General features: G+C 58.4%; 24 protein-coding genes and 1 tRNA gene. 13 read left to right on the forward strand and 12 right to left on the reverse strand.

Going from position 1 to position 23,345, the window contains the following annotated elements:
* Window positions 1-114 precede the first annotated feature (114 nt).
* Entirely contained in the window at window positions 115-1,017 is a 903-nt protein-coding gene (locus tag ACR0L1_RS00640; protein WP_480856633.1) for a toll/interleukin-1 receptor domain-containing protein, read from the forward strand.
* 106 nt (window positions 1,018-1,123) lie between these two features.
* On the opposite strand, the gene ACR0L1_RS00645 is transcribed toward ACR0L1_RS00640, so the two are convergent.
* The 3 genes from ACR0L1_RS00645 to ACR0L1_RS00655 form a co-directional block, all read right to left on the reverse strand.
* Window positions 1,124-1,792, reverse strand: coding sequence for a hypothetical protein (locus ACR0L1_RS00645; RefSeq protein ID WP_480856635.1), 669 nt, complete (start codon window positions 1,790-1,792; stop codon window positions 1,124-1,126).
* Between the two features lie 33 nt (window positions 1,793-1,825).
* Window positions 1,826-3,163, reverse strand: coding sequence for a tyrosine-type recombinase/integrase (locus ACR0L1_RS00650; protein WP_480856637.1), 1,338 nt, complete (start codon window positions 3,161-3,163; stop codon window positions 1,826-1,828).
* Window positions 3,164-3,263: 100 nt separating this feature from the next.
* Window positions 3,264-3,350 (reverse strand) — tRNA-Leu (locus ACR0L1_RS00655).
* 141 nt (window positions 3,351-3,491) lie between these two features.
* On the opposite strand from ACR0L1_RS00655, the gene ACR0L1_RS00660 reads away from it, so the two are divergent.
* Window positions 3,492-4,151, forward strand: coding sequence for a DsbA family oxidoreductase (locus tag ACR0L1_RS00660; protein WP_170788483.1), 660 nt, complete (start codon window positions 3,492-3,494; stop codon window positions 4,149-4,151).
* A 38-nt stretch (window positions 4,152-4,189) separates the two neighbouring features.
* Entirely contained in the window at window positions 4,190-4,846 is a 657-nt protein-coding gene (gene lipB / locus ACR0L1_RS00665; RefSeq protein WP_170769428.1) for a lipoyl(octanoyl) transferase LipB, read from the forward strand.
* Window positions 4,847-5,155: 309 nt separating this feature from the next.
* On the opposite strand, the gene ACR0L1_RS00670 is transcribed toward lipB, so the two are convergent.
* Entirely contained in the window at window positions 5,156-5,575 is a 420-nt protein-coding gene (locus ACR0L1_RS00670; RefSeq protein WP_480856639.1) for an HIT family protein, read from the reverse strand.
* Window positions 5,576-5,863: 288 nt separating this feature from the next.
* Here ACR0L1_RS00670 and ctaD point away from each other — a divergent pair, with 288 nt between their 5' ends.
* Both ctaD and ACR0L1_RS00680 read left to right on the forward strand, forming a co-directional pair.
* Entirely contained in the window at window positions 5,864-7,522 is a 1,659-nt protein-coding gene (gene ctaD, locus ACR0L1_RS00675; protein ID WP_170788481.1) for a cytochrome c oxidase subunit I, read from the forward strand.
* 118 nt (window positions 7,523-7,640) lie between these two features.
* Window positions 7,641-8,132: a DUF2244 domain-containing protein gene (locus ACR0L1_RS00680; protein ID WP_170788480.1), complete on the forward strand. Its 492-nt coding sequence runs from the start codon at window positions 7,641-7,643 to the stop codon at window positions 8,130-8,132.
* 25 nt (window positions 8,133-8,157) lie between these two features.
* Here the strand turns inward: ACR0L1_RS00680 and ACR0L1_RS00685 are convergent, their stop codons facing one another.
* Window positions 8,158-8,643 carry a GatB/YqeY domain-containing protein gene (locus ACR0L1_RS00685; RefSeq protein WP_170788479.1) on the reverse strand — a complete coding sequence of 162 codons (486 nt, stop codon included), beginning with the start codon at window positions 8,641-8,643 and terminating at the stop codon, window positions 8,158-8,160.
* Window positions 8,644-8,826: 183 nt separating this feature from the next.
* Between ACR0L1_RS00685 and carA the strand changes: the two genes are divergently transcribed.
* Together carA and ACR0L1_RS00695 are read left to right on the forward strand one after the other, a co-directional pair.
* Window positions 8,827-9,993 (forward strand): glutamine-hydrolyzing carbamoyl-phosphate synthase small subunit, encoded by a 1,167-nt coding sequence (gene carA / locus ACR0L1_RS00690; protein ID WP_480856642.1) that lies wholly within the window; start codon window positions 8,827-8,829, stop codon window positions 9,991-9,993.
* A gap of 79 nt (window positions 9,994-10,072) precedes the next feature.
* The gene (locus ACR0L1_RS00695; protein ID WP_480856644.1) at window positions 10,073-11,938 is read left to right on the forward strand and encodes a glycosyltransferase; all 1,866 of its coding nucleotides are present in this window, start codon (window positions 10,073-10,075) and stop codon (window positions 11,936-11,938) included.
* Here the strand turns inward: ACR0L1_RS00695 and ACR0L1_RS00700 are convergent, their stop codons facing one another.
* Window positions 11,939-12,586 carry a GntR family transcriptional regulator gene (locus ACR0L1_RS00700; RefSeq protein WP_170769421.1) on the reverse strand — a complete coding sequence of 216 codons (648 nt, stop codon included), beginning with the start codon at window positions 12,584-12,586 and terminating at the stop codon, window positions 11,939-11,941. It abuts the gene before it with no gap.
* 100 nt (window positions 12,587-12,686) lie between these two features.
* Here ACR0L1_RS00700 and ACR0L1_RS00705 point away from each other — a divergent pair, with 100 nt between their 5' ends.
* From ACR0L1_RS00705 to ACR0L1_RS00715, 3 genes are all read left to right on the forward strand, one after another.
* Window positions 12,687-13,331 (forward strand): pyrimidine 5'-nucleotidase, encoded by a 645-nt coding sequence (locus ACR0L1_RS00705; protein WP_170769420.1) that lies wholly within the window; start codon window positions 12,687-12,689, stop codon window positions 13,329-13,331.
* Window positions 13,332-13,418: 87 nt separating this feature from the next.
* Window positions 13,419-13,667, forward strand: a complete 249-nt coding sequence (locus ACR0L1_RS00710; protein ID WP_170769419.1) for a hypothetical protein — start codon at window positions 13,419-13,421, stop codon at window positions 13,665-13,667.
* A gap of 73 nt (window positions 13,668-13,740) precedes the next feature.
* A complete protein-coding gene (locus ACR0L1_RS00715) occupies window positions 13,741-14,937 on the forward strand; it encodes a UbiH/UbiF family hydroxylase (RefSeq protein ID WP_480856649.1) in 1,197 nt (398 codons plus the stop codon).
* A 7-nt stretch (window positions 14,938-14,944) separates the two neighbouring features.
* On the opposite strand, the gene ACR0L1_RS00720 is transcribed toward ACR0L1_RS00715, so the two are convergent.
* The gene (locus ACR0L1_RS00720; RefSeq protein ID WP_480856651.1) at window positions 14,945-16,072 is read right to left on the reverse strand and encodes an aminotransferase class V-fold PLP-dependent enzyme; all 1,128 of its coding nucleotides are present in this window, start codon (window positions 16,070-16,072) and stop codon (window positions 14,945-14,947) included.
* Window positions 16,073-16,277: 205 nt separating this feature from the next.
* Between ACR0L1_RS00720 and ACR0L1_RS00725 the strand changes: the two genes are divergently transcribed.
* Window positions 16,278-16,979 carry a GntR family transcriptional regulator gene (locus ACR0L1_RS00725; protein ID WP_480856653.1) on the forward strand — a complete coding sequence of 234 codons (702 nt, stop codon included), beginning with the start codon at window positions 16,278-16,280 and terminating at the stop codon, window positions 16,977-16,979.
* Here the strand turns inward: ACR0L1_RS00725 and ACR0L1_RS00730 are convergent, their stop codons facing one another.
* Both ACR0L1_RS00730 and ACR0L1_RS00735 read right to left on the reverse strand, forming a co-directional pair.
* On the reverse strand, window positions 16,980-17,438 hold the full coding sequence (locus ACR0L1_RS00730) for an Lrp/AsnC family transcriptional regulator (protein ID WP_170769415.1): 459 nt from the start codon (window positions 17,436-17,438) through the stop codon (window positions 16,980-16,982).
* Window positions 17,435-17,890, reverse strand: a complete 456-nt coding sequence (locus ACR0L1_RS00735; RefSeq protein ID WP_170769414.1) for an Lrp/AsnC family transcriptional regulator — start codon at window positions 17,888-17,890, stop codon at window positions 17,435-17,437. The genes ACR0L1_RS00730 and ACR0L1_RS00735 overlap by 4 nt, the downstream gene beginning before the upstream one ends.
* A gap of 133 nt (window positions 17,891-18,023) precedes the next feature.
* On the opposite strand from ACR0L1_RS00735, the gene ilvC reads away from it, so the two are divergent.
* Window positions 18,024-19,046 (forward strand): ketol-acid reductoisomerase, encoded by a 1,023-nt coding sequence (gene ilvC, locus ACR0L1_RS00740; protein ID WP_170769413.1) that lies wholly within the window; start codon window positions 18,024-18,026, stop codon window positions 19,044-19,046.
* Window positions 19,047-19,112: 66 nt separating this feature from the next.
* Window positions 19,113-20,015 carry a DMT family transporter gene (locus ACR0L1_RS00745; RefSeq protein WP_170788474.1) on the forward strand — a complete coding sequence of 301 codons (903 nt, stop codon included), beginning with the start codon at window positions 19,113-19,115 and terminating at the stop codon, window positions 20,013-20,015.
* On the opposite strand, the gene glmM is transcribed toward ACR0L1_RS00745, so the two are convergent.
* Genes glmM through ACR0L1_RS00760 form a run of 3 tightly spaced genes read right to left on the reverse strand, consistent with a single transcriptional unit; the run spans window position 20,012 to window position 23,306 of the window.
* Window positions 20,012-21,355, reverse strand: a complete 1,344-nt coding sequence (glmM, locus tag ACR0L1_RS00750) for a phosphoglucosamine mutase (protein WP_170788473.1) — start codon at window positions 21,353-21,355, stop codon at window positions 20,012-20,014. The two genes, ACR0L1_RS00745 and glmM, sit on opposite strands and share 4 nt — an antisense overlap.
* Window positions 21,356-21,390: 35 nt before the next feature.
* Window positions 21,391-22,389: a dihydropteroate synthase gene (folP, locus tag ACR0L1_RS00755; protein ID WP_170788472.1), complete on the reverse strand. Its 999-nt coding sequence runs from the start codon at window positions 22,387-22,389 to the stop codon at window positions 21,391-21,393.
* Window positions 22,386-23,306, reverse strand: a complete 921-nt coding sequence (locus tag ACR0L1_RS00760) for a dihydroneopterin aldolase (RefSeq protein ID WP_170769409.1) — start codon at window positions 23,304-23,306, stop codon at window positions 22,386-22,388. Before ACR0L1_RS00760 ends, folP begins: the two co-directional genes overlap by 4 nt.
* Between the last annotated feature and the right edge of the window lie 39 nt (window positions 23,307-23,345).

A 23,345-nucleotide genomic window follows, 5' to 3' on the forward strand; every position in this document is an offset into this window, starting at 1 on the left:
AAAGAACAAAAAAGGAAGAGGACTAGGTATCCCCCGCACAGATAAAACCTTTTTTTAGATAAGCCCACGCTGGGCTGTCGCAGGGCCTTGCAGTTTCCTAGCTTTGCAGTGTCTATGCAACCTCTAGAAGAAATGATTGCCGCTGCAATCGGTGAGTTCGAAGGACCAAGAATGCCCATTTTCATAAGCTATAACCACGCCGACAAAAACACTGCTGAGTCGCTTGCAACAGTCTTAGTGCAAGCAAAACAAAACGTCTGGATCGACAAGTGGGAACTCAATGCCGGGGACTCCCTGATCGAGAAGATTGAGGAGGCTCTTGGGGGTGCGGATGCCATATTGGTCCTTCTATCCAAAAACTCGACACAATCCGAATGGTGCAAAAAGGAACTGCGTTCGGGTCTTGTGCGGGAGCTTGAGGAGAAATCGGTTCTGGTTATCCCTATAGTTTTAGATGACTGCGAAATACCGCTGTTCCTGCGTGAGAAGCTGTGGATCGATTTTAGAAAAGACAAGGACGAGCAATTAGGATTGCTGTTGCGTTCATTGGAGCGAATTTCTAATCCAGCGCAAGGTCGGACTGAAACCCCTGAGTTCCATGTGGATTGGGCAATGACGCACATCAATTACGAAGGGGAGAACGGCGTGGAATGGGTCTTTGTGGACCACAGCGAGAAATTCCCATATGTCGTTATGACGCAAGTATACATGTTCCCGATTGGAGAGGCCGCGTCTGATTTCGACAATCTAGAAAGTGATGATGAACGCTTCGAGTTTTCAGCGGCGATCATGGAGGGGCTGTTGGGAACCTCGGAGGAATTTAGCGTCCTTCTTTCGTCAGCCGAACCATATGCGCGCAGCTTCCTCCTTGGTGATTCAGGGAACAATGCTGGCGCCCGTATCCGGTTAACTGTCCGCCGCTTGGGAGCCGATAATGGGATGGATACGCTTGTGCATGTAGACAACAATCTGCGCGACGCAGTGAAACACACGCTGGGCGTCTCTCGCGCGAACTGACAAAAAACGCGCGCTTCGCCATAACTGGCTTGCCGATTGGTTTTGTTCATCGATCTCCGGAGCGAGTTCCTTTGCGGTGCGCCGTAGGCGCTGCTGCACTTCGCAGTCAGTTGTTTAATTCTAGTAAGTCACATAATTCACAGGGGAGCGTGACTATATCCAATAGATGCGCTCTCACTTTCTTGTCTCGGATGCTCTTAACCTGACCAATAAGTCTGGTATCGCAAGTGAGGAATTTATTGAGTTTCAACCGTTGAACACACACAAGATGCCAAGCGTCCTGACTAGACTTTTTTGAGCCAACAGCCTCAAGGGCTGAGCGGATTTCCAAGTAGTCTTCATCTGCCAATGCGTCCAAGAGGTGCCGAAGAAGCAGAATAGGCTCGGCCTGTGTCGGAACGCCCATTATCAGACCAGCCAGTGTCGAGTGGTTTTCGCAATTCACTCCTTCCAACAAAGACCAGTCACCATAGTTAACACCAAAGAATCTACCCGCAGGTTGATGTAGCCTTTCAAAAGAAAGAGCATCGCTTGTGTGCGCTTCCCATCGGTTACTCTTTAGAGCCGACTGAAGCGCAGCGATACATTTTCCCTGAGAGCCTCCTTTTTGCTCTCTTATGGTTTTCGGATTTTCTTTGCTGATAAGACGCCCCGTCTCAACTGGAACGCCTTTTGCACCGCCCCACATAGCTTTACCAGTGCTTTCCCAAGTCCCTTCATGCTCAACGGCATGATGAAACACTGAGTTGTCTACTAGAGCTTTTATTACTTCCAATGGGCCTCATCCTCTTATCAGAAACCGTCTTGGTTAAAGTCCTGCCTTGACGCCCCACCGCGCAAACTCTCTAAGCCTTGCTTCACGTCCACCATAGGTATTCTCAGCAACCGACTGTGCGGAATGCCCGAGATAGCCGTGGCGAACTTCCACAGGTGCCCCCGCGTCCCTGAGCTTATCGCTTGCCCGATGACGCAGGCCGTGGACCTTCATTCGCTTGTCAGCGGTGTGCTTTCTAACCGCTTTCATAAGCGCCGCAGATGCAGCCGTAGGGCCTCCATCACGACCGTAAGACGGAAACAGCGGGTCTTTACCTTTGCAACACTCTACGCGCGCCCTGAGGCATTCCCTGAGGCTATCTGAGGCAACCGGAACATACCTGTCACTATTGCTGTTCTTGATTCCGTTGAGTTCGTTGGGTGTGATCAGGATGGAAGGGGTCTCCCCGGTCAGATCGACATCCTCAACGCGCAGACCACAGGCTTCGCCTAGTCGCATCCCGGTCCCTTTCAGCACCCGCCACATATCCGGCAAGTCTTTGCTGCGGCCACCCTCTAAGGTCTTCTGCACGGCGTTTACAACACTGTCAGGCAGGGGGACGTTCTTGTCCAATGAGCTAACTTGTTCCTTAGGCCATGGCAGGCGCTCGAAATGGTCGCGCTCAGACGGTATCTCCAATTCCCTGACGGCATGGTTATAGGCAGCGGCTACAATGATCACCTCACGCTGGCACGACTTAAGAGCTAGAGGCTGACCGTTGGCTTTCTTTAGACCCAAAAGGTGGTCCATAAAGCTACGCGCCATCTGACGGTCGACGCTCTCTATGCTCACATCTTCAAGGGGTCTGCCTAGGGCGTCTTTTAGTCGGCCAAAGGTGCGATCAATTCTCACCATCGCCTTTCGGTCTTCGGCTAGACCCTTGTCCTTCGCATAGGTGTCCCGCATGTCGGCCAGCGATGGCTTAGGGGGTTCAAGGTTGGGGTTCAGGACGGCGGCCACAACTTCTGGGTCTTCCCCACGGGAGGCCAGACTCTGTCCCACGACGCCACGGGTCCAACTATCGTCCGGGTCCAACCCGTGAACACCAGCCATGTAATGCTCCGCAAGGCGCTGGGCGTCGATGAACTTCTGAGTGGCTGACCGAGTGTCGACTTCGGGATGACGCCTAAGGGTGTCCTCAACAATCGTGTCAAAATTTTTCAGGTGGAATTGATACTCACGCTGAAAAGCGGCACCATCACGCGCCTTGATATGCTTCTGGTAAGCGTCCTCGCCACGAATTTCACGCACTCTCTTGGGCCACCTTTTGCGGAAGCGCCATTGGGTGTCGCTGATTTGGTCTACGTATTTGATGGTCATTTCGAAGGCCATTGTGTGCTGTCCGTGTGTGCTGTTTGCGTTATGCGACACACTCGGAAAATGCTGAATGCCCTTGTTTATAAGGCTGAAAACCAACTGTTCAAGCTGGTTCTGGTGCGGTCGAGAAGACTCGAACTTCCACGGGTGTTACCCCACAGCGACCTCAACGCTGCGCGTCTACCAATTCCGCCACGACCGCACTGCCAGTGACTTGGTAGAGGCGCGTATAGACGCTGTGCGCGGGGATGTGAAGAGGCAAAAACAAGGGTGGTTTGAATTCCGTTCAGGGCTTCATATCTAAAGCGTCAAATCCAGCCTATCGCCCATGCAGGAGCCCCAAATGACCGAAACCGATACCCGCCCCGTCGTCCAGATCGACATCGTGTCGGACGTTGTGTGTCCATGGTGCATCGTGGGCTTTCGGCAACTGGATCAGGCGCTGCAGTCTCAGAACGTTCTGGCCCGCCTGCGCTGGCACCCTTTCGAGTTGAACCCCAACATGCCGCCCGAAGGACAGAACCTGCGCGAGCATATCATCGAGAAATACGGGTCAACCCCCGAGCAAAGCCAGCAATCGCGGGATCGGTTGGTGCAGATCGGGACGGAACTTGGGTTTCAGTTCAATTTCGATGATGACAGCCGAATCGTAAACACATTCGCCGCGCATCAGTTGCTGGATTGGGCTGAAACGCAGGGGCGCCAGCATCCGCTGAAAATGGCCCTGTTCCACGCTTATTTCACCGAGCAACAGGATGTCTCGGACGTGAACGTTTTGCTGAACGCGGTCGAGGCCGCGGGTTTGGACGTTCAAGTCGCACGTGCAGCGCTGGCCTCCGGGGATCACATCGCGCCTGTGCGTGAGAAGCAGCAGTTCTGGACCAGTCGCGGAATCTCGGGCGTGCCGTCCATGGTGTTTGGTGGCAAGTACCTGCTGACCGGCGCACAAGGGGCCGAAACCTATGCACAGGTCCTGCAGCGCTGCCTGACCGAAGCCGCCTAGCCCCTTTTCCCCAGCCAACCACCATTGTAAGAGGCCCCATGGAATGGAAAATCACTGACGGGCTGACTGACTATCAAGACGCCGTGGTCTTTATGGAAGATCGCGTCGCCGCTATTGCTGCGGGCGAGGCCGAGGAATGCGTGTGGCTGCTGGAGCATCCGCCGCTTTACACCGCAGGCACTTCTGCCCGCATCGAGGATCTGGTCGACCCGGATCGATTTCCTGTCCACCAGACCAAACGCGGCGGCGAATACACCTATCACGGCCCCGGTCAGCGCGTGGCTTATGTGATGCTGGATCTGAACAAGCGCGGCAAGGATGTTCGGCGCTTTGTCAAGCAGCTGGAAAACTGGGTGATTGCGGCACTGGCAGAGTTCAACGTGCGCGGTGAAATCCGCGACGGGCGCGTCGGTGTCTGGGTGCAGCGCGACGACAAACCCCTGACAGCCACAGGTCATCCAGCCGAAGACAAGGTTGCCGCGATCGGGTTACGCCTGCGCAAGTGGGTCAGCTTTCACGGTATCTCAATCAATGTTGAACCTGATCTGGAGCATTTTTCAGGCATCGTGCCCTGCGGTATCTTAGACCATGGCGTGACATCCCTGGTCGATCTTGGCCTGCCTGTGACAATGGCCGATGTGGACACTGCGCTGCAAAAGACCTTTACGGAAATCTTCGCGACCGAACGGGTTTGAGGCGTCAGTATCGAATCGACAGAATTCGCCGCAGGCCTCAACAATCCAAGCACCTCAACCCGTTCTGTTTCCGGGCAAAGCGTTTTTCGAGGGCCAATTCCAGGCCAGTTAAGGAAAATTAACGGTAAATCCGCTCAATTCGATACACCGCAGCCGCAACCGGGTAAGATGGTTTCACCGTTCTAGAGTGAGTGGTGTGTTCATCCGATCATCGAGGGTCCGCCCTCGGATACGGACAAGTTCTTGGTAACGAGTCTGCCGTTCCGACCCCAAATCGGAACGGCAATTCTTTTTCTCGCTCTGGCCCGATCAGGCCAAAGACGCTTTGATCTTTTCGGCATGTTGGGCGATCAGTTCGGAATCACCCATCGTCCCCGGTGCCCGCACCGAAACGCCTTCATGGCGCGGCAGGACGTGGAAATGCAAATGGAATACCTCCTGTCCGCCAGCGGCCTCGTTGAACTGCTGAACGGTTACTCCGTCTGCATCAAACGCCGCCATCACGGCATGCGACATCTTCTGAACCGTCGCGATCACCGCGGCCAGTTGCTCGGGCGTGGCGTCCAGCAAGTTGCGGCACGAAGTTTTCGGGATCACCAGAAGATGCCCGTCCGAGCGGGGCATGATATCCATGAACGCCAAAGTGTCATCGTCCTCGTAGACGCGGGTCGAGGGGATTTCGCCGCGCAGGATCTTGGCGAAGATGTTGTCGGTGTCATAGGCGGTCATGTCTGGTCTCCGAATGCGGGGTTGCGTTTAGTTCTGAGGCGCGCCCCGGCGCGGGTCAAGCCGCGATTTGCTCCCGATTGCGCGACACTTGAATATTCGCCACCGATGCCCAAATAGCGGCTGTTCATGGTCGAAAAATCGCAGGCGCCTCGGGGACCCGCGACAATTATTCTTGATCCAGATCAAACTCGGCCATTGAAGGTGCCTCTTTCGCATTCTAAAACCAGCAGGAATCCCGCGCGTCGGAGAGGTCCGGCTGCGCGGTCGAATTGCAACAGGAGGCACCTAATGGCAGACGCAGCCATTCATGGTCACGATCATGAAGACGAGCGCAGCTTTTTTCAGCGCTGGTTCATGTCGACCAACCACAAGGACATCGGGATTCTCTACCTGATCTTCTCGGCGCTGGCCGGGTTCATCTCGGTGGCGATGACCGTCTACATGCGGCTCGAACTGATGCACCCCGGTGTGCAGTACATGTGCCTCGAAGGGTTCATGGCCGACCCGTGTACCCCTAACGGGCACCTTTGGAACGTTATGATCACTTATCATGGTGTTCTGATGATGTTCTTCGTGGTCATCCCGGCCCTGTTCGGCGGATTTGGCAACTATTTCATGCCGTTGCAGATCGGCGCGCCTGATATGGCGTTCCCGCGGATGAACAACCTGTCCTTCTGGCTGTACGTCGCTGGTACGTCGCTGGGTGTGGCTTCGCTGCTCAGCCCCGGTGGCAATGACCAGCTTGGTTCAGGTGTTGGCTGGGTTCTGTATCCGCCGCTGTCCACGACCGAGGGCGGCATGTCCATGGACCTTGCGATCTTTGCCGTGCACGTATCGGGCGCCTCCTCGATCCTCGGCGCGATCAACATGATCACCACCTTCCTGAACATGCGTGCCCCGGGCATGACCCTGTTCAAGGTGCCGTTGTTCAGCTGGTCGATCTTCGTCACCTCGTGGCTGATTCTGCTGTCGCTGCCGGTTCTGGCAGGCGCGATCACCATGCTGCTGATGGACCGCAACTTTGGCTTCACCTTCTTTGACCCGGCCGGTGGCGGCGATCCGATCCTTTATCAGCACATCCTGTGGTTCTTCGGTCACCCGGAAGTGTATATCGTGATCCTGCCCGGCTTCGGCATCATCAGCCATGTCATCGCCACCTTCTCGCGCAAACCGATCTTCGGCTACCTGCCGATGGTTTGGGCGATCATCGCAATCGGTGTGCTGGGCTTCGTTGTGTGGGCGCACCACATGTACACCGTCGGCATGTCGCTGCGTCAGCAAGCCTACTTCATGCTGGCAACGATGGTCATCGCGGTTCCAACCGGCGTTAAGGTTTTCTCGTGGATTGCGACCATGTGGGGCGGTTCCATCGAGTTCAAAACTCCGATGCTCTTCGCGTTCGGCTTCCTGTTCCTGTTCACCGTTGGTGGTGTGACCGGTGTGGTTCTGTCGCAGGCTGGCGTCGACCGCGCCTATCACGACACCTACTACGTGGTTGCGCACTTCCACTATGTGATGAGCTTGGGTGCAGTCTTTGCGATCTTCGCCGGCGTTTACTTCTACTTCTCGAAGATGACGGGCCGTCAGTATTCCGAATTCTGGGGCAAGATCCACTTCTGGATGTTCTTCATCGGCGCAAACCTGACCTTCTTCCCGCAGCACTTCCTTGGCCGTCAGGGCATGCCGCGCCGCTATATCGACTACCCCGAGGCATTCGCCCAGTGGAACTTTGTGTCGTCGATCGGTGCCTTCGTTTCCTTCGCCTCGTTCCTGTTGTTCTTCGGCATCGTGATCTACGCCCTGATGCGCGGCGCGAAAGAGACCCGTCCGAACCCGTGGAACGAATACGCGGATACGTTGGAATGGACCCTGCCCTCGCCGCCGCCCGAGCACACGTTCGAGCAGCTGCCCAAGCAGGAAGACTGGGACAAGGGCCACGCCCACTAATCCCGACCTGAACACAAAAAAACCCCGCCCAACTGGCGGGGTTTTTCTTTGCCTCTTAGGCACACAAATTTGCCTTCGATCCAATCGACACCGGCCAGAAAAACGCTAGAATTTCCTTATGCCCTATAGCTGGACACAAAGATCGGACACGGAACAGGAACTGAGGTTGTGGCCCCATAACTCGCTGCCGCCCCGCTGGGCTGTGCGAGTGGTACTAGCGGTGTTTCTGTTTGGCCTGATCCCGCTTATGGCGGTGCTCGGGTCCCCCCTTTTGTGGGGGCTGCTGCCGTTCCTGTTGATCTCGGTCCTTGGACTATGGCTTGCGATACAGGCCAACTACCGCGCCCGCAGTGTGTTCGAGGTTCTGACACTTACCAAGGTGCAAGCTCGGTTGGTGCACCACAACCCTAGGCACGGCAAACAGGAATGGAGCTGCAACCGCTATTGGGCCCGCCCCGAAATGCACAAGCATGGCGGACCCGTACCCAACTATGTCACCCTCATCGGTGACGGGCGCGAGGTTGAGATTGGCGCGTTTCTGACCGAAGAAGAACGGATCGCACTATACGACGATCTGAATCTAAAACTGCGCGACCCGGTCGCGCAGTAGATGCGGAGTTAGGATGCTATTTTGGTCAGCACCCGCCGCTGGCCACAGCGCAGAGCTGATCCTTGACCATTGGACCGACCTTGCCGAAATCCATCTGACCGGTATAGCGCGTCTTCAACTCGCCCATGACTTTGCCCATATCGCGGATCGAGCCTGCCCCTGTAGCAGTAATCGCGGTCTGGATCGCTTGCGAGACCTCGTCCTCGTCCAACTGCTTGGGCAGGAATTCCTCGATTACCTCGACTTCGCGCAGTTCACGCTCGGCCAGGTCCAGCCGTCCGCCCTCTTCATAGGCGCGGGCGCTTTCCTTGCGCTGCTTGGTCATTTTGCCAAGGATTTCAAGCACCTCGGAATCGCCGCATCCCTTGGCCTCTTCATTGTCCGAAGCGCGCGAGGCGATGTCGCGATCCTTGATCGCAGCGTTGATCAACCGCAGCGTCGACAGACGCTCGGCCTCCTTGTCTTTCATTGCTTGCTTCAGGGCAGAGTTCACCCGTGATCGCATATCCATATGATCTGTCCATCCCCATGGAAAAGGAACCCCGACCATATCGAAACAAAAAGCGTGACACAACAGGGGTCAACAACAGTTAAGTTATTGATTTCTTTACATAGCCCAAAAATTGAACAGGCTTGACCCAAACGCGTAACCCCCTTAGGTATGCGCCGGTTTACCTTGCAGGAGAGTCGCGCCATGGCCCAGAACACCCCGTCCAAGCCCACCGCATGTCTGGCATTGGCCGACGGAACCCTGTTCTACGGGATCGGCTTTGGCGCCACCGGCCAAACTGTTGCCGAGCTGTGTTTCAACACCGCCATGACCGGCTATCAAGAGATCATGACCGACCCCTCTTATGCCGGTCAGATTGTAACCTTCACCTTCCCGCATATTGGCAATGTCGGCGTAAACCCCGAGGATGACGAAACCGGCGACCCCGTCGCGGCGGGCATGGTGGTCAAGTGGGACCCGACCGAGCCCTCTAACTGGCGCTCGGCCGAAGAACTGAAGACATGGCTTGCACGCCGTGGCCGTATTGCCATCGGTGGCGTCGACACCCGCCGCCTAACCCGCGCCATCCGTCAACAAGGCGCACCCCATGTAGCGCTGGCCCATGACCCCGAAGGGAATTTCGACATCGAAGCGTTAGTCGCTGCCGCGCGCGGCTTTGCCGGGTTGGAGGGAATGGATTTGGCCAAGGACGTCACTTGCGCACAAAGCTATCGCTGGGATGAAATGCGTTGGGCCTGGCCGGACGGGTACACACGCCAGGAAGCACCGGTGCACAAGGTTGTCGCCATCGACTACGGCGCAAAGCGCAACATTCTGCGGTGCCTGGCCTCGTCGGGCTGTGACGTAACCGTCCTTCCGGCCACGGCAACAGCTGCCGAAGTGCTGGCCCATAACCCCGACGGTGTGTTTTTGTCCAACGGCCCCGGCGACCCGGCGGCAACCGGCGAATATGCCGTTCCGATGATCAAAGAAGTTCTTGACACTACCGACTTGCCCGTTTTCGGCATTTGTCTGGGCCACCAGATGCTGGCGCTGGCCCTGGGCGGTCAGACGGTCAAGATGAACCACGGCCATCACGGCGCAAACCACCCCGTCAAGGATCTGGAGACCGGCAAGGTCGAGATCACCTCGATGAACCACGGGTTTGCAGTGGATGCGCAGTCCTTGCCCGAAGGCGTGGTCGAAACCCACCGCTCGCTGTTTGACGGATCGAACTGCGGTATTCGCATGTCCGACCGGCCTGTCTATTCGGTGCAATACCACCCCGAAGCGTCACCCGGCCCGCAGGACAGTTTCTACTTGTTTGAACGTTTTGCTCAGGCGATGGCCGCGCAAAAAGCACAGGCATAACACAAGCGAATCAAGGTTAACCGCTTGTTAACCTTAATGGATGAACCCTGACACCGGCCAAACGTGTCAGGGTTTTTTTGTGGTTGAACTGAACTTACAACATTTCGCACGCGCCGCGCCCATTCCGACGCGGGTCAGGCGGCCTCTGGGCACGTGTCTGCGCGACCGGGGCCTGATCACGCCGGATCAGTTAGAAAAAGCACTGCACCTTCAAGCGCGACAACAGGCACCGCTGGGTGAGATTCTGGTGACCGAGGGCTGGGTCAGCCGCGACGACGTTTTGCGCGCCTTAGCGGATCAAACCGGATTGCAGGTGGCGAACCTGTCCGAGACACCGACGCAGGATGGGCTCTGCCAGATCAAACCCATCGAATTCTGGTTGCAACACAATGTCATCCCCTGGAAACAGAGTGGTCCAATCCTGCTGATTGCCACCGCACGCCCTGACCGTTTCGACGCGATCCGCGATGCGATGCAGGATCAGGATTGCGCCATAGTGCCGGTGCTGTGTTCCTCCGGCGCGATTGACCGGGAAATCGCCCGCATTTACGCGCAGGACCTGGCTGAAAAGGCGGAAACCCGCGTGTCCGAGGATCAAAGCTGCCGGTCCTGGAGCTTGCGGGCCCGCATCGGCCCAACGGTGATGCTGTTGACCCTGATGACTGGCTTTCTGGTCTACCCGACACTGGGGCTATCAGTCCTTGTCGGTGCGGCTGTCGGGTCACTGGTTTTGTTTCTATGCCTTCGGCTGGCCGGGTTGTTGGCCTATTTCAAGCCCGTCCCGCAGCCACCGCGCTTACCGAAGGGCAAGCTGGGTCGCCTGCCCTGCGTGTCGATCATGGTGCCCCTCTACAAGGAACGCGAAATCGCGGATGCTCTGATCCGCCGTCTGCACCGCCTGACCTATCCCAAAGCCTTGCTGGACATCATTCTGGTGCTTGAGCAGTCTGACGACGTCACACACGAAACGCTGTCTCGGGTCGATCTGCCAAGCTGGATCAGAACGATCGAGGTCCCGGCCCTGAACGGCCTGACCACGAAACCCCGAGCGATGAACTATGCGCTGGACTTCTGCCGGGGCGACATTCTGGGTGTCTGGGACGCCGAGGACGCGCCACAGCCCGACCAGATCGAGCGGGTCGTGCGCCAGTTTGCGCAGGCTGATGACGATGTGGTCTGTCTGCAAGGTGTCTTGGACTACTACAACCCGCGCACCAACTGGCGCGCGCGCTGCTTTACCATCGAATATAACAGTTGGTTCCGGGTCATCCTTCAAGGCATCGCGCGCATGGGCCTTGTAGTGCCATTGGGCGGCACAACCTTCTTCTTCCGCCGCGATAAGCTTTTGGAACTGGGCGGCTGGGACGCCCACAACGTCACCGAGGATGCCGACCTTGGTGTCCGTCTTAGCCGCGCCGGATACCGGACCGAGATGGTCGATACCACCACCTACGAAGAGGCCAATTTCCGCGCCTGGCCCTGGGTGAAGCAACGCTCACGCTGGCTCAAGGGGTTCATGGTCACATATCTGGTGCACATGCGGTCGCCCCTGCGCCTGCTGGCCGAACTGGGCCCGCTGCGATTTCTGGGCGTGCAAGCGTTTTTCCTCGGCACGGTCGGGCAGTTCTTGCTGGCCCCTGCCTTGTGGCTGTTCTGGCTTACAACCCTGGGCCTGACCAGCCCGCTGGATCAGGTCATGCCCGGCGACATCCAGATAGGTCTGATTTACCTGTTCATCACAGCCGAGATCATCAACCTGATTACCGGAATGCTCGCCGTCGCCGCGCGTGAGAGGCGGTTTCTAATGCCCTGGGTCCCGACCATGCCACTATATTTCCCTTTGGGCGTTCTGGCGGCATATAAGGCGCTCTGGGAACTGGTGATCAATCCATTCTTCTGGGACAAGACCCAGCATGGTCAGGCCCATGAAGAAATCGCGCCCTGATCAGGATTCGCGCCGAACAGCATCCTGTTTCAGCCGGGTCATGAAGGCGACCGAGATATGCTCCTTCAACGCGCGAGCCGCGGCCTCTTCATCGCGCGTAGCGATGGCGTCGACGATGCTCTTGTGTTCGTTCTGAGCGATCTCTCCCCGTCCCTGCACAGCCAGCGAGGTGGTCGCCATCAGCGCCATGGTGCGGTGCACAAGGTCCAGTTGCTGCACCAGATAGCGATTGTGCGAGGCCAGATGGATCTGTTCGTGAAAACGTCGATTGGCACGCGACAGCGCGGTCGGGTCATCGACCAGTGCATCGTCAGCGGCGACCATATCCTGCAGCACCTTGATCTCTTCCTCGGTGGCGTGTTTTGCCGCCAGACTGGCTGCCAGCCCCTCCAACTCGCGCCGTACCACGTACAGCTCGGCCATCTGGTTGTGGTCCAGCGAGGCCACAATCAGAGATCGCCCGTCCCGCTCAAGCAGCGATTGCGTCTCAAGTCGTTGCAACGCCTCGCGGATGGGCGTGCGAGATACGCCGAAACGCTCTGCCAGCTCGCTTTCGACCAAACGGTCGCCGGGTTTATACACACCCACGTCTATCGCTTCGAGTATCAGGCTGTAGGCGTCCCTGTTGGACTGTTTGGACTGGGGCATGGGGTGGTTCGTCTCCTCGTTCGAACCTGTCTATCCGTCACCGCCCCTTCGGATCAAGTGTGGCATTGAAAACCGCTGGCGCGCAGCCTAAACCAAGCCCATGGTCAAACCCGCCTTTTCTCACGTCACCCAATGGGTGTTCGATCTGGATAACACCCTCTACCCGCCCCATATGCGCCTGTTCGATCAGATCGAGGTGCTGATGACCGACTACGTGGTGCAGGCCATCGGCGTCGACCGGGCCGAGGCGGATCGGCTGCGCGGCCATTACTGGCGCGAATACGGCACCACGCTGGCCGGTCTGATGGCCGAGCATGATCTGGACCCCGATCCCTATCTGCACGCGGTTCACCAGGTCGACATGAGCCATATGGACCCCGACGCGGAACTGGCCGACCACATCCGTTCTCTGCCCGGCCGCCGTATCGTCTATACCAATGGTAGCGCGCCCTATGCCGAGCGGGTTCTGGCGGCACGCGGTCTGAGCGGGCTGTTTGATGCGATCTATGGGATCGAACATGCGGGCTATCGACCAAAGCCCCAGAAAGCTGCGTTCGAGGCAATCTTTGCCAAGGACGGGATCGACGCCAAACAAGCCGCCATGTTCGAAGATGACCCGCGCAATCTGGCCGCTCCGCATGCGATGGGAATGCGCACCGTCCACGTCGCGCCCGAGCCGCAAGAGGCCGATCACATCCATCATCACACCGACGACCTGACCGCGTTTCTGGCCCGCCTGCGATAGGCTGTCACACTGCGACCATCTGTGTATTTCGCGGGTGCAGCATCGCCCCTATATGCGCCTCAGCGACGAACAGAATCGGAGAAACCCATGAGCGCGATCGAGGTCCCTCGGCGCCTGCCCATCTGGCAGCGCCTGTTGTTTGCAATCCCCCTGTTTGGCTGGATGGCCAAAGACGTGGCCCAGAGCGACGGTGAGGATTGGGGTTATACGGCCCTGGCGATCTTCAGCATGTGGGGGTGTTCCATCTTGTTGTTCGGCCTGCCGGGTCTCTACATTCCCGCCGTGATGATGGTGCCGGTGATGTTCCTGATCCTCATCCTGATTTCACGCGGGTAAGGCACGGGACAGGATGTCACTTGGCACCCCGCACAGAACCGCACTAGGTTCTGCCCAAACGGAGGCCAAGCCCATGACAGATAGCTGTGACATCCTGATTTCAGGCGGTGGAATCGCCGGTTTGACCGCTGCGGCGGCTTTCGGAACAGCCGGGTTCGACGTGATTTGCGTCGACCCCACCCCTCCGGTGACGGAACGCGACGTGGACGGGTCCGACATGCGGACCACGGCCTTCCTGCAACCGGCGCACGGGCTTTTGGATCAATGCGGGCTGTGGGCGCGACTGGATGCCCATGCCGCCCCGCTGCAGATCATGCGCATCGTGGACGCGGGCGGAGATGTGCCCGAACCCCGCGTCGTGCGTGATTTCAACGCCGCCGATATCTCGGACCAGCCCTTCGGGTGGAACCTGCCCAACTGGCTGTTGCGGCGCGAGATGGTGGCGCGTTTGGCCGAACTGCCCAACGTGGATTTTCGCCCCGGCACCGGCACGGTCAGCCTGTTCACTCGCACCAATGAAGCGCGCGTGAGCCTGAGCGACGGCAGCCGTATCCGCTGCAAGCTGGTCGTGGCCGCAGACGGGCGCAATTCGCCCATGCGCGAGGCGGCGAGCATCCAGATCCACACCACGCGCTACGGCCAAAAGGCTCTGGCCTTTGCCGTCACGCATCCGATCCCGCACGAAAACGTCTCGACCGAAATACACCGTTCAGGCGGGCCGTTCACACTGGTTCCCCTGCCCGACTGGCAGGGTCAGCCTTCGTCGGCGATTGTGTGGATGGAGCGTGGGCCGCGTGCAGTTGAATTGCTGAACACTGAACCCGACGCGTTCGAGGCGCTGATGACCGAACGGTCCTGCGGGTTGTTCGGGCCGCTGAAACTGGCCTCGCGCCGGACGATCTGGCCGATCATCAGCCAATCGGCCGAGCGCCTGTCAGGCGAGCGTATCGCCCTGATGGCCGAGGCCGCCCATGTGGTTCCGCCCATCGGCGCACAGGGGCTGAACATGTCCTTGGGCGATCTGCGCAGCCTTCTAGACCTTGCGCAAGCCCGCCCCGAGGGGCTGGGCGACGCGCAGATGTTGGACACCTATCACAAGTCCCGCCACACCGAGATCGAGATGCGCGTGAAGGGAATCGACCTGCTGAACCGCGCCTCGATGATCGAGGCACGGCCGCTTCGCGACGCACGGGCGATGGGGCTGAATGCGCTCTATTCCTTACCGCCGGTACGTAAAACGCTGATGCAGATGGGGCTGGGCGTGCGCTGACCCGCGCCTAGATCACCTGATTCAACACGCGCTTCAGACGTGCGATTGTGCCATCCACATCATAGAGCTTGTCCAACCCGAACAGACCCAAACGGAAAGTACTGAACCCCTCGGGCTCATCACATTGCAGGGGCACGCCCGCCGCAATCTGCATCCCCAAAGCCGCAAATTTCTTGCCGTTCTGCACTTCGGGGTCGCCCGTGTAGCTGACAACAACGCCCGGCGCGCCGAACCCATCAGCCGCGACCGAGACAACGCCCTTGTCCTTCAGCATCGCGCGGACGCCATTGCCCAACGCCCACTGCGCGTCGCGCAGTTTTTCAAATCCATAGTCTCGGGTTTCCGCCATCGTGTCCCGGAAATCCTTCAGCGAATCCGTCGGCATCGTCGCGTGATAGGCGTGACCACCGCCCTCATAGGCCTGCATGATCTGCCGCCACTTTTTCAGATCCACGGCGAAACTGTCCGACGTGGTTTCCTCAAGCCGCGCCTCGGCCCGTTCGGATAGCATCACCAGCCCTGCGCAAGGCGTTGCGCTCCACCCTTTCTGCGGGGCCGAGATCAGGACGTCCACGCCTGTCGCCTTCATGTCGACCCAAGCACAGCCCGACGCAATACAATCCAGCACCATCAGCGCGCCGACCTCATGCGCCGCCGCAGCCATGGCGGTCACATAATCGTCCGGTAGAATAACCCCGGCCGACGTTTCCACATGCGGAGCAAAAACCACATCTGGGCGCTGATCGCGAATGGTCGCCACGACCTCTTCAATCGGTGCAGGCGCGAAAGGAGACGGGCTGGAATTGCCGGTTTGCCGCGCCTTGAGCACAGTGGCCGAGGCCGTCAACCCTCCGGTCTCGATGATCTGGCTCCAGCGATACGAGAACCAACCGTTGCGCACGACCACCACGTTTGCGTTGCGGGCAAACTGCCGCGCCACAGCTTCCATGCCATAGGTGCCGCCACCGGGGATGACCGCCACGCCATAGGCATTGTAAACACCGCGCAACATGTCCGAGATGTCGCGCATGACCTGCTGAAACTGTGCGGACATGTGGTTCAGAGATCGGTCAGTGAACACCACCGAAAACTCCTCAAGCCCATTGGGATCAACAGTATCCAAGAGCGCTGGCATATTTTGTCCTTTCGATTTTCACGCGACCACCTGAGGGTCAGTCCCGGCTATTGACCCTACGGAAGATGGTAACTTCAACAAAAAAATTACTTTTTTCTCTTTCAATCGGGCACTAAATGACGCCAAACAGTGTCAGCCGCCCTTTACACCCTGACGTGTTTCTGACCAGATACGCACACTTTGAAGCAGAAAGGTATTTCTAATCGTGACGGCGCAAAAGCGGATCAGTTTTCAGGTTGTACGTGACGAAGTAAAGCGGCGTATCGAAACCCGTATCTGGCCACAGGGGTCGCTGCTACCAACGGAAACGCAATTGGCCGAGGAGTTCAATTGCGCGCGGGCGACGGTGAACCGGGCGCTGCGTGAATTGGCAGATCAGGGTTTTGTCGAACGCAAACGCAAAAGCGGCACGCGCGTAAAAAAAGAGCCGAGCAAACATGCTAAGCTGGAGTTTTCGCTGGCGCGTCAGTCGGTTGAAAGCCAAAATTCGACCTATCGTTACGCTCTTGTCGAACGGAATGTGGTCCCCAGCCCGGGTTGGTTGGCATCGCAGCTTAGCGTATCGCCTGATGTAAAGGTTCTGCACGTCATCTGTATGCACTACGCTGACAACCGGCCTTTTCAGCTTGAAGAACGCTGGATCAATATCGACGCCGTCCCCGATGTCGAGCACGCCGATCTGAACGATCACGGCCCGCATGAATGGCTGCTGAACGCCGCCCCCTTTACCGAGGCCGAGGTGGCGTTCTGCGCGATTTCCGCCGATGGTCGACTGGCGGAATTCATGGGCACGACGGCTGGCACTTCGATGATTCAGCTTGAGCGGACGACTTGGAAAGATGGTCAACCCATGACATTTGCCCGGATGACGCACCATCCCGGCTATTGCATCAGAACCAAATACTGACTAGCCGATCGGCCCCGGCAAGCGTTCTTCGCTGAGCAAAACATTGGCCTCGACATCGCCTGCACCGGGGAGGGTCATGATCCGGCGGCGCAGGACCCGTTCGAAATCGGCCAGATCCCGCGCCACGACGCGCAGACGATAATCATAAAGCCCCAAAACATGCTCGACCGTCTGAACCTCGGGGATGGCGCTGACGGCACGTTCGAAATCCTCCAGGCTGATCTGACCCTTGCGGGCCAGTTTGACGCCCAGAAACACCGTAACTCCAAACCCAAGCGCCTCGGCGTTCAGGCGCAGGCGCCGGCCTTTGATAACCCCTGCGTCTTCCAGACGACGGATGCGCCTCCATGTGGCGGGTTGGGACAGGCCCAGTTTGCGTCCCAGCGCCCCGGCGCTTTGGGATGCGTCCCGCACGAGCGCACGCAGAATTTTGCGGTCGATTTCATCCAACTCGTTCATACCGGCAGCACCACGTCGCTTTTGACCCGCGCGATATGCATCAACGCTTCGATATCCGCGATATGCGGCAAGGTGAGGATCTGATCGCGGTAGAGCTGCTGATAGTGCGACATGTCCCGCGCCAACACGGACAGGCGTACATCGACACGACCCAAAAAGGTCTGAATCTCGATCACTTCGGCCACGCTACGCGCGGCTGCGGTGAATTCGTCAAACGCACGGGGCTGGGTCTTGTCCAAAGTCACCCGCAACGAGACCTCGACAGCATAGCCTAAAGCCGACCAGTCTATGACGGCCTCCTGCCCCTCAATAATGCCAGCCTCCTGCATTTTTTCGATCCTGCGCCAGCACAGGCTTGTGCTGATGCGCGCGCGTTCCGCCAATTCTGCGGTCGAGAGGCTGGGATCGGCCTGAAAATGCCGCAGTAATCTGCGATCGACATCATCTAGCATGATTTTTTCACCAAGGAGTTAAAGCGAGAATAAATTCTCACGCCTGCCGGAATAATTCAAGTAAAACACCATCGCCTTCCCTGGCATGAGCCAGTAGAACCATCCTCAATCGAAAACAGAAAGGACCGGCGACATGCGCGTCTACTACGATCGCGATTGCGACATCAACCTGATCAAAGACAAGAAAGTGGCGATCCTGGGCTATGGCTCGCAAGGTCACGCCCACGCGCTGAACCTGCGCGACTCGGGTGCGAAGAACCTTGTTGTGGCGCTGCGCGAAGGCTCGGCCTCGGCCAAGAAAGCCGAAGCCGAAGGTCTGACCGTAATGGGTATCGCCGAAGCCGCCGCCTGGTGTGACCTGATCATGTTCACCATGCCCGATGAACTGCAGGCCGAAACCTACAAGAAATACGTGCATGACAACATCAAGCCCGGCGCGGCCATCGCGTTCGCCCATGGCCTGAACGTCCACTTTGGCCTGATTGAGCCGAAAGAAGGCGTCGACGTCATTATGATGGCCCCCAAAGGCCCCGGCCACACCGTGCGCGGCGAATACGTCAAAGGCGGTGGCGTGCCCTGTCTGGTGGCCGTCGACAAGGACGAAACCGGCAAGGCGCTGGAAATCGGCCTGTCCTATTGCTCGGCCATCGGTGGCGGTCGCTCGGGCATCATCGAGACCAACTTCCGCGAAGAATGCGAAACCGACCTGTTCGGCGAGCAGGCCGTTCTGTGCGGCGGTCTGGTTGAGCTGATCCGCTGCGGCTTTGAAACACTGGTCGAAGCCGGTTATGCGCCCGAAATGGCCTATTTCGAGTGTCTGCACGAAGTGAAGCTGATCGTGGACCTGATCTATGAAGGCGGCATCGCGAACATGGACTACTCGATCTCGAACACGGCTGAGTACGGCCAGTACGTCACCGGCCCGCGTATTCTGAAATACGACGAGACCAAAGCGCGTATGAAAGAGGTTCTCAGCGACATTCAGCAGGGCAAGTTCGTCCGCGACTTCATGCTGGAGAACGCCGTTGGCCAGCCGACCATCAAAGCGTCGCGCCGCGCCAATGACGAGCATATGATCGAGGAAACCGGTGCAAAACTGCGCGCCATGATGCCCTGGATCTCGGCCGGTAAAATGGTCGACAAAGAAAAGAACTGATCCCCACGGGATCACGCGAAAGGGCGGCCTTCGGGTCGCCTTTTTTGTCCCAATCGGAGGCCGCGCATGGTCGATCAACCCACATCCCGCGACTGGAGCGGCGTCATCGCACTTGGCCTGATATGGGGCGGCACCTTCATGGTCGTGGCTATGGCGTTGGAAGGGTACGGCCCCGTCACGGTTGCAACCGCGCGGACCACTTTGGGGGCAGTCACTTTGTTGGCAATGATGGCTGTGACTGGTCGCAAATTGCCTGCGGGCGATGCCAAGCTGTGGTCCTTCATTGCCATCATCGGCCTGCTATCGACCGCGTTGCCCTTTCTGTTGCTGAGCTGGGGGCAGCAATATGTGCCTTCGGCCTTTGCGGGGCTGTCGATGGCAGCGATTCCACTAATGGTACTACCGCTGGCGCATTTCTTCTCGGACGAGCCGTTGAATCTACGCAGATTTCTGGGCGTATCGCTGGGTTTTTCCGGGGCATTGGTGCTGATCGGCCCAGGTCTAACGCAGATCGGACAAGGCACGGAACCGCTGGCGCAACTGGCCTGTATCGGAGCGGCGCTTTGTTATTCCTGCGCATCGATCTTCACTCGACGTTGCCCACCGATTGATCCGGTCGCGTTGGCGGCATTGTCGCTGATGGTGGGGGCGGTTCTGTTGCTGCCCGTCATGCTGCTGACCGAGGGCATCCCGCAGTGGCAGGGCACGCGCCCCGGTCTGGCAATCATTGCGCTTGGCCTTCTACCCACTGCCTTCGCCACCCTATTGCGCGTGTCCATTATCCGCAGCGCGGGGTCGGTATTCCTTACGCTGGTTAACTATCAGGTGCCCATCTGGTCGATGGTCTTTGGCGCATGGATTCTGTCTGAGGCGTTGCCGCTGAGATTCTTCATCGCGCTGGCCATGATCTTGACCGGGCTGGCGATCAGCCAATGGTTCAGCCTACGCCGAATGCTGATTGGGCGTTAACCGGCGACAGCCTCGACCTCGGCGACGATGCCATCAACGACTTGGGTCAGCAGCGCATCGTCCTCGCATTCGACCATGACGCGGATCAGTGGCTCGGTCCCCGATTTGCGGATCAGCAAGCGCCCCTGCCCGTTCAGACGCGCCTCGGCATCAGCGATGGCCGCTTTGACGTTCGCAGTATCGAGCGGCGTTTGCCCTTCGCCGTAGCGCACATTCTTAAGTAATTGCGGGACCGTTTCGAATTGCACCGCAAGTTCCGAGGCTTTGCGGCCCGAATGCACCATCTCGGCCAGAAAATGCAGCCCCGCCATCAACCCGTCACCAGTGGTGGCATAGTCACTCATGACGATATGGCCAGATTGTTCGCCGCCCAGATTGAACCCGCCTTCGCGCATCCGTTCGACGACATAGCGGTCTCCAACCGCCGTCCGTTCCAACCGCAACCCAAGCGCGTTCAAATGCCGTTCCAACCCCAGATTGGACATGACTGTCGCCACCAAAGCACCGCCTTTAAGGCGGTCAGCCTCGGCCCAGCTCCCGGCCAGCAGAGCCATCAACTGGTCGCCATCCGCAACCTGCCCGTGTTCATCGACCATAACGACCCGGTCCGCATCGCCATCCAGACAGATGCCTACATCGGCACCATGGGCCACAACCGTCTCAGCCGCGAGTTGAGGTTTGGTCGAGCCGCAATTCAAGTTGATGTTTTTACCGTTTGGCGTGACGCCAACCGGGATGACTTCGGCCCCCAACTCCCAAAGAACCTCGGGCGCGGTGCGGTGGGCGGCGCCGTTGGCGCAATCAACCACCACCTTCAACCCATCCAGCCGAAGATCGCGGGACAGCGAGGATTTGACCCGCTCACCATAACGGAACCGCGCATCGTCCACCCGGCGTGCGCGGCCAATATTTTGCGCTTGCGCGGGTTTGACACCCTCTTCGATCAGACGCTCGATCTCAATCTCAGCCTGATCCGACAGTTTGAACCCGTCCGGGCCAAAGAACTTGATGCCGTTATCCTCGGCCGGGTTGTGGCTGGCCGAGATCATCACGCCCAGATCCGCCCGCATCGATCGCGTCATCAATCCAACCGCAGGCGTCGGCACCGGTCCCAGCAACAACACGTTCATCCCGGTCGAGGTCAGCCCCGCCGTCAGCGCATTTTCCAGCATGTACCCGGACAGGCGCGTGTCCTTGCCAATAACCACGCGGTGCGCACCGGATTGATCGCGGCGGAAATACCGGCCTACGGCCGCTCCCATGCGCAGGGCCATCTCAGCCGTGATCGGATGGGTATTGGCAGTGCCCCGCACCCCGTCGGTTCCGAACAGCTTGCGCATTGGTCTCTCTCCGTCGTTTCTTGCCTGCGACCGGATTACCGGACGGCAGCCCACAGACGCAAGGCCTGAGCGGTCTCAGCCACGTCGTGAACCCGCAGGATCTGTACCCCTTGTGCCAGACCAGCCAGCCCAACCGCAATCGAACCGGGCGCGCGGGCGTCCTTGCGCGTCTCTTTGCCGATCTGCCCGATGAACCCCTTGCGCGACACACCCAATAGGATTGGGCATCCCAACCCGTGAAACAGGCTGAGATTGCGCAACAGAGTTGCGTTGTGGTCCACGGACTTGCCAAAACCGATACCCGGATCGACAATGATCTGGTTGCGGTTCAGACCAAGGGCCTCCAGATACTGCACCTGATCGTTCAAGAAGTCATACACGTCTAGCAGCACGTCATTATATCTGGGATCGTCCTGCATGTTGGTCGGGTCGCCCTGCATATGCATGACGCAGACCGGTGCCCCAACTTCTGCGCAGAACGGGGCCAAGTCTGGATCGAAAGTAAAGCCCGAGACATCGTTGATCAGGCCAGCCCCCGCCTGCCACGCCGCCTTTGCGACGCTGGCTTTGCGCGTGTCGATCGAAATCAGCGCTTTGGTCCGCTCGCAGATCGCTTGGATCAGGGGCTTGGTGCGGGCGATCTCTTCGTCCTCTGGGACAAACGCGGCTCCGGGTCGGGTGGATTCGCCGCCGATATCCAGGATCGTCGCATCTTGCCCAACCATTTGCTCCGCCGCGTCCCGGGCAGTTTGCACCGAATTGTGTACCCCACCGTCCGAGAAACTGTCCGGCGTTGCATTCAAGATGCCCATGATGTGCGGGCAGTTCATATCCAGCCCTGCAATGGGCGCGCGGGGACGCGAAAGGATGGCCAGAATCTCATCAGGCACGTCCTGCACTGCGACAACAGAGGCGTTTTCCGTCCGTCTCAAGCGTTCCACATGGGTAAACCACAGCGCTTGTCCGGCCAAAGTCACGGCCCCTTCAGGACGCCGAGCGCCGTTCTGAACCAAAGGTCTGTAGTAGGTGGTCACAGTTGCGCCTGATCCACAGAGACAGCGCGCAATGGTGTTTTAGGGTCGTCTGGCAGTGCGCCTCCAATGACCATCATCTCGCTGGCTTCAAATGTGGCCGCAAACCAGGCCGCCAGCGCCACCGCGTCCGACGGCGCGGCCGAGGGACCATCAACCGCATCCAGCACGATCTTGGACGGGGCCCAAACGCAAATCTGCCCGTTCTTCATCGCCCAATCCAGCTCGGTCCGGGTCGAGACAACAACGCAGCGGTGATCCCGCGCGGCCAGAACCCAGGCATTTTGTTCGATCGCCAAAAGATCGATCCGACGCTGGGTCATCGCATGACCCGTCTGGGGAACAGCCAAGTCTGCACTTCCAACGCACAGGATAAGCGGGCGTTGCCGGTTCTCAAGCTGGTCGATCCAACCGGTTAGATTGCCCGAGGCAATCGCCTCGTTCGACAGGAAGACAAGACGTGGATGGGGACGTTCTTCCTCGACCACGTCGTGGTGCACAGCATCCTTGCCACGCACAATCTCGACCCCCAGTGCGCCAGGCCCGCGATCCAGCTTTTCAATTCGAACAAAAGCTTTTACAGCCTGCGGTTCAAGCAAAATACGCTCGGCAACACGCTCTGCCAATGTTTCCAGCAGGTTCAACCGCTCGGCAGCCAGTTCAAAGGCAATCGCCTCGGTCACGCGGTCATAGGACAGGATGCGGTCAACATCGTCATCAATCGCATCGGTCAAAGGCCGCACCTCGACCACAATGTTGAAGCAGATGCGCTGTGTGGTCCCACGTTCGGCCTGAAAGGCACCGATCTCGACCTCAACAATGTGATCCCTCAGCGAGATTCGATCCAAAGGCTCTCCGGCGGCCATCGCTTCGGACCGTTCCGAAGGGTGCGCAAAGGCGAGGCGGATTTCAGAACTCATAAGACGGACCTTCTCGGGCATTGGGACTGATCTGCCCAA

Source organism: Ruegeria sp. J8 (assembly GCF_056531925.1).

Excerpts from the sequence above, each read along its gene's own strand:
- ACR0L1_RS00640 (WP_480856633.1), top strand. The coding sequence starts at position 115 with ATGCAACCTCTAGAAGAAATGATTGCCGCTGCAATCGGTGAGTTCGAA.
- ACR0L1_RS00650 (WP_480856637.1), bottom strand. The coding sequence starts at position 3,163 with ATGGCCTTCGAAATGACCATCAAATACGTAGACCAAATCAGCGACACC.
- ACR0L1_RS00660 (WP_170788483.1), top strand. The coding sequence starts at position 3,492 with ATGACCGAAACCGATACCCGCCCCGTCGTCCAGATCGACATCGTGTCG.
- lipB (WP_170769428.1), top strand. The coding sequence starts at position 4,190 with ATGGAATGGAAAATCACTGACGGGCTGACTGACTATCAAGACGCCGTG.
- ACR0L1_RS00670 (WP_480856639.1), bottom strand. The coding sequence starts at position 5,575 with ATGACCGCCTATGACACCGACAACATCTTCGCCAAGATCCTGCGCGGC.
- ctaD (WP_170788481.1), top strand. The coding sequence starts at position 5,864 with ATGGCAGACGCAGCCATTCATGGTCACGATCATGAAGACGAGCGCAGC.
- ACR0L1_RS00680 (WP_170788480.1), top strand. The coding sequence starts at position 7,641 with ATGCCCTATAGCTGGACACAAAGATCGGACACGGAACAGGAACTGAGG.
- ACR0L1_RS00685 (WP_170788479.1), bottom strand. The coding sequence starts at position 8,643 with ATGGATATGCGATCACGGGTGAACTCTGCCCTGAAGCAAGCAATGAAA.
- carA (WP_480856642.1), top strand. The coding sequence starts at position 8,827 with ATGGCCCAGAACACCCCGTCCAAGCCCACCGCATGTCTGGCATTGGCC.
- ACR0L1_RS00700 (WP_170769421.1), bottom strand. The coding sequence starts at position 12,586 with ATGCCCCAGTCCAAACAGTCCAACAGGGACGCCTACAGCCTGATACTC.
- ACR0L1_RS00705 (WP_170769420.1), top strand. The coding sequence starts at position 12,687 with ATGGTCAAACCCGCCTTTTCTCACGTCACCCAATGGGTGTTCGATCTG.
- ACR0L1_RS00710 (WP_170769419.1), top strand. The coding sequence starts at position 13,419 with ATGAGCGCGATCGAGGTCCCTCGGCGCCTGCCCATCTGGCAGCGCCTG.
- ACR0L1_RS00715 (WP_480856649.1), top strand. The coding sequence starts at position 13,741 with ATGACAGATAGCTGTGACATCCTGATTTCAGGCGGTGGAATCGCCGGT.
- ACR0L1_RS00720 (WP_480856651.1), bottom strand. The coding sequence starts at position 16,072 with ATGCCAGCGCTCTTGGATACTGTTGATCCCAATGGGCTTGAGGAGTTT.
- ACR0L1_RS00730 (WP_170769415.1), bottom strand. The coding sequence starts at position 17,438 with ATGAACGAGTTGGATGAAATCGACCGCAAAATTCTGCGTGCGCTCGTG.
- ACR0L1_RS00735 (WP_170769414.1), bottom strand. The coding sequence starts at position 17,890 with ATGCTAGATGATGTCGATCGCAGATTACTGCGGCATTTTCAGGCCGAT.
- ilvC (WP_170769413.1), top strand. The coding sequence starts at position 18,024 with ATGCGCGTCTACTACGATCGCGATTGCGACATCAACCTGATCAAAGAC.
- ACR0L1_RS00745 (WP_170788474.1), top strand. The coding sequence starts at position 19,113 with ATGGTCGATCAACCCACATCCCGCGACTGGAGCGGCGTCATCGCACTT.
- glmM (WP_170788473.1), bottom strand. The coding sequence starts at position 21,355 with ATGCGCAAGCTGTTCGGAACCGACGGGGTGCGGGGCACTGCCAATACC.
- ACR0L1_RS00760 (WP_170769409.1), bottom strand. The coding sequence starts at position 23,306 with ATGAGTTCTGAAATCCGCCTCGCCTTTGCGCACCCTTCGGAACGGTCC.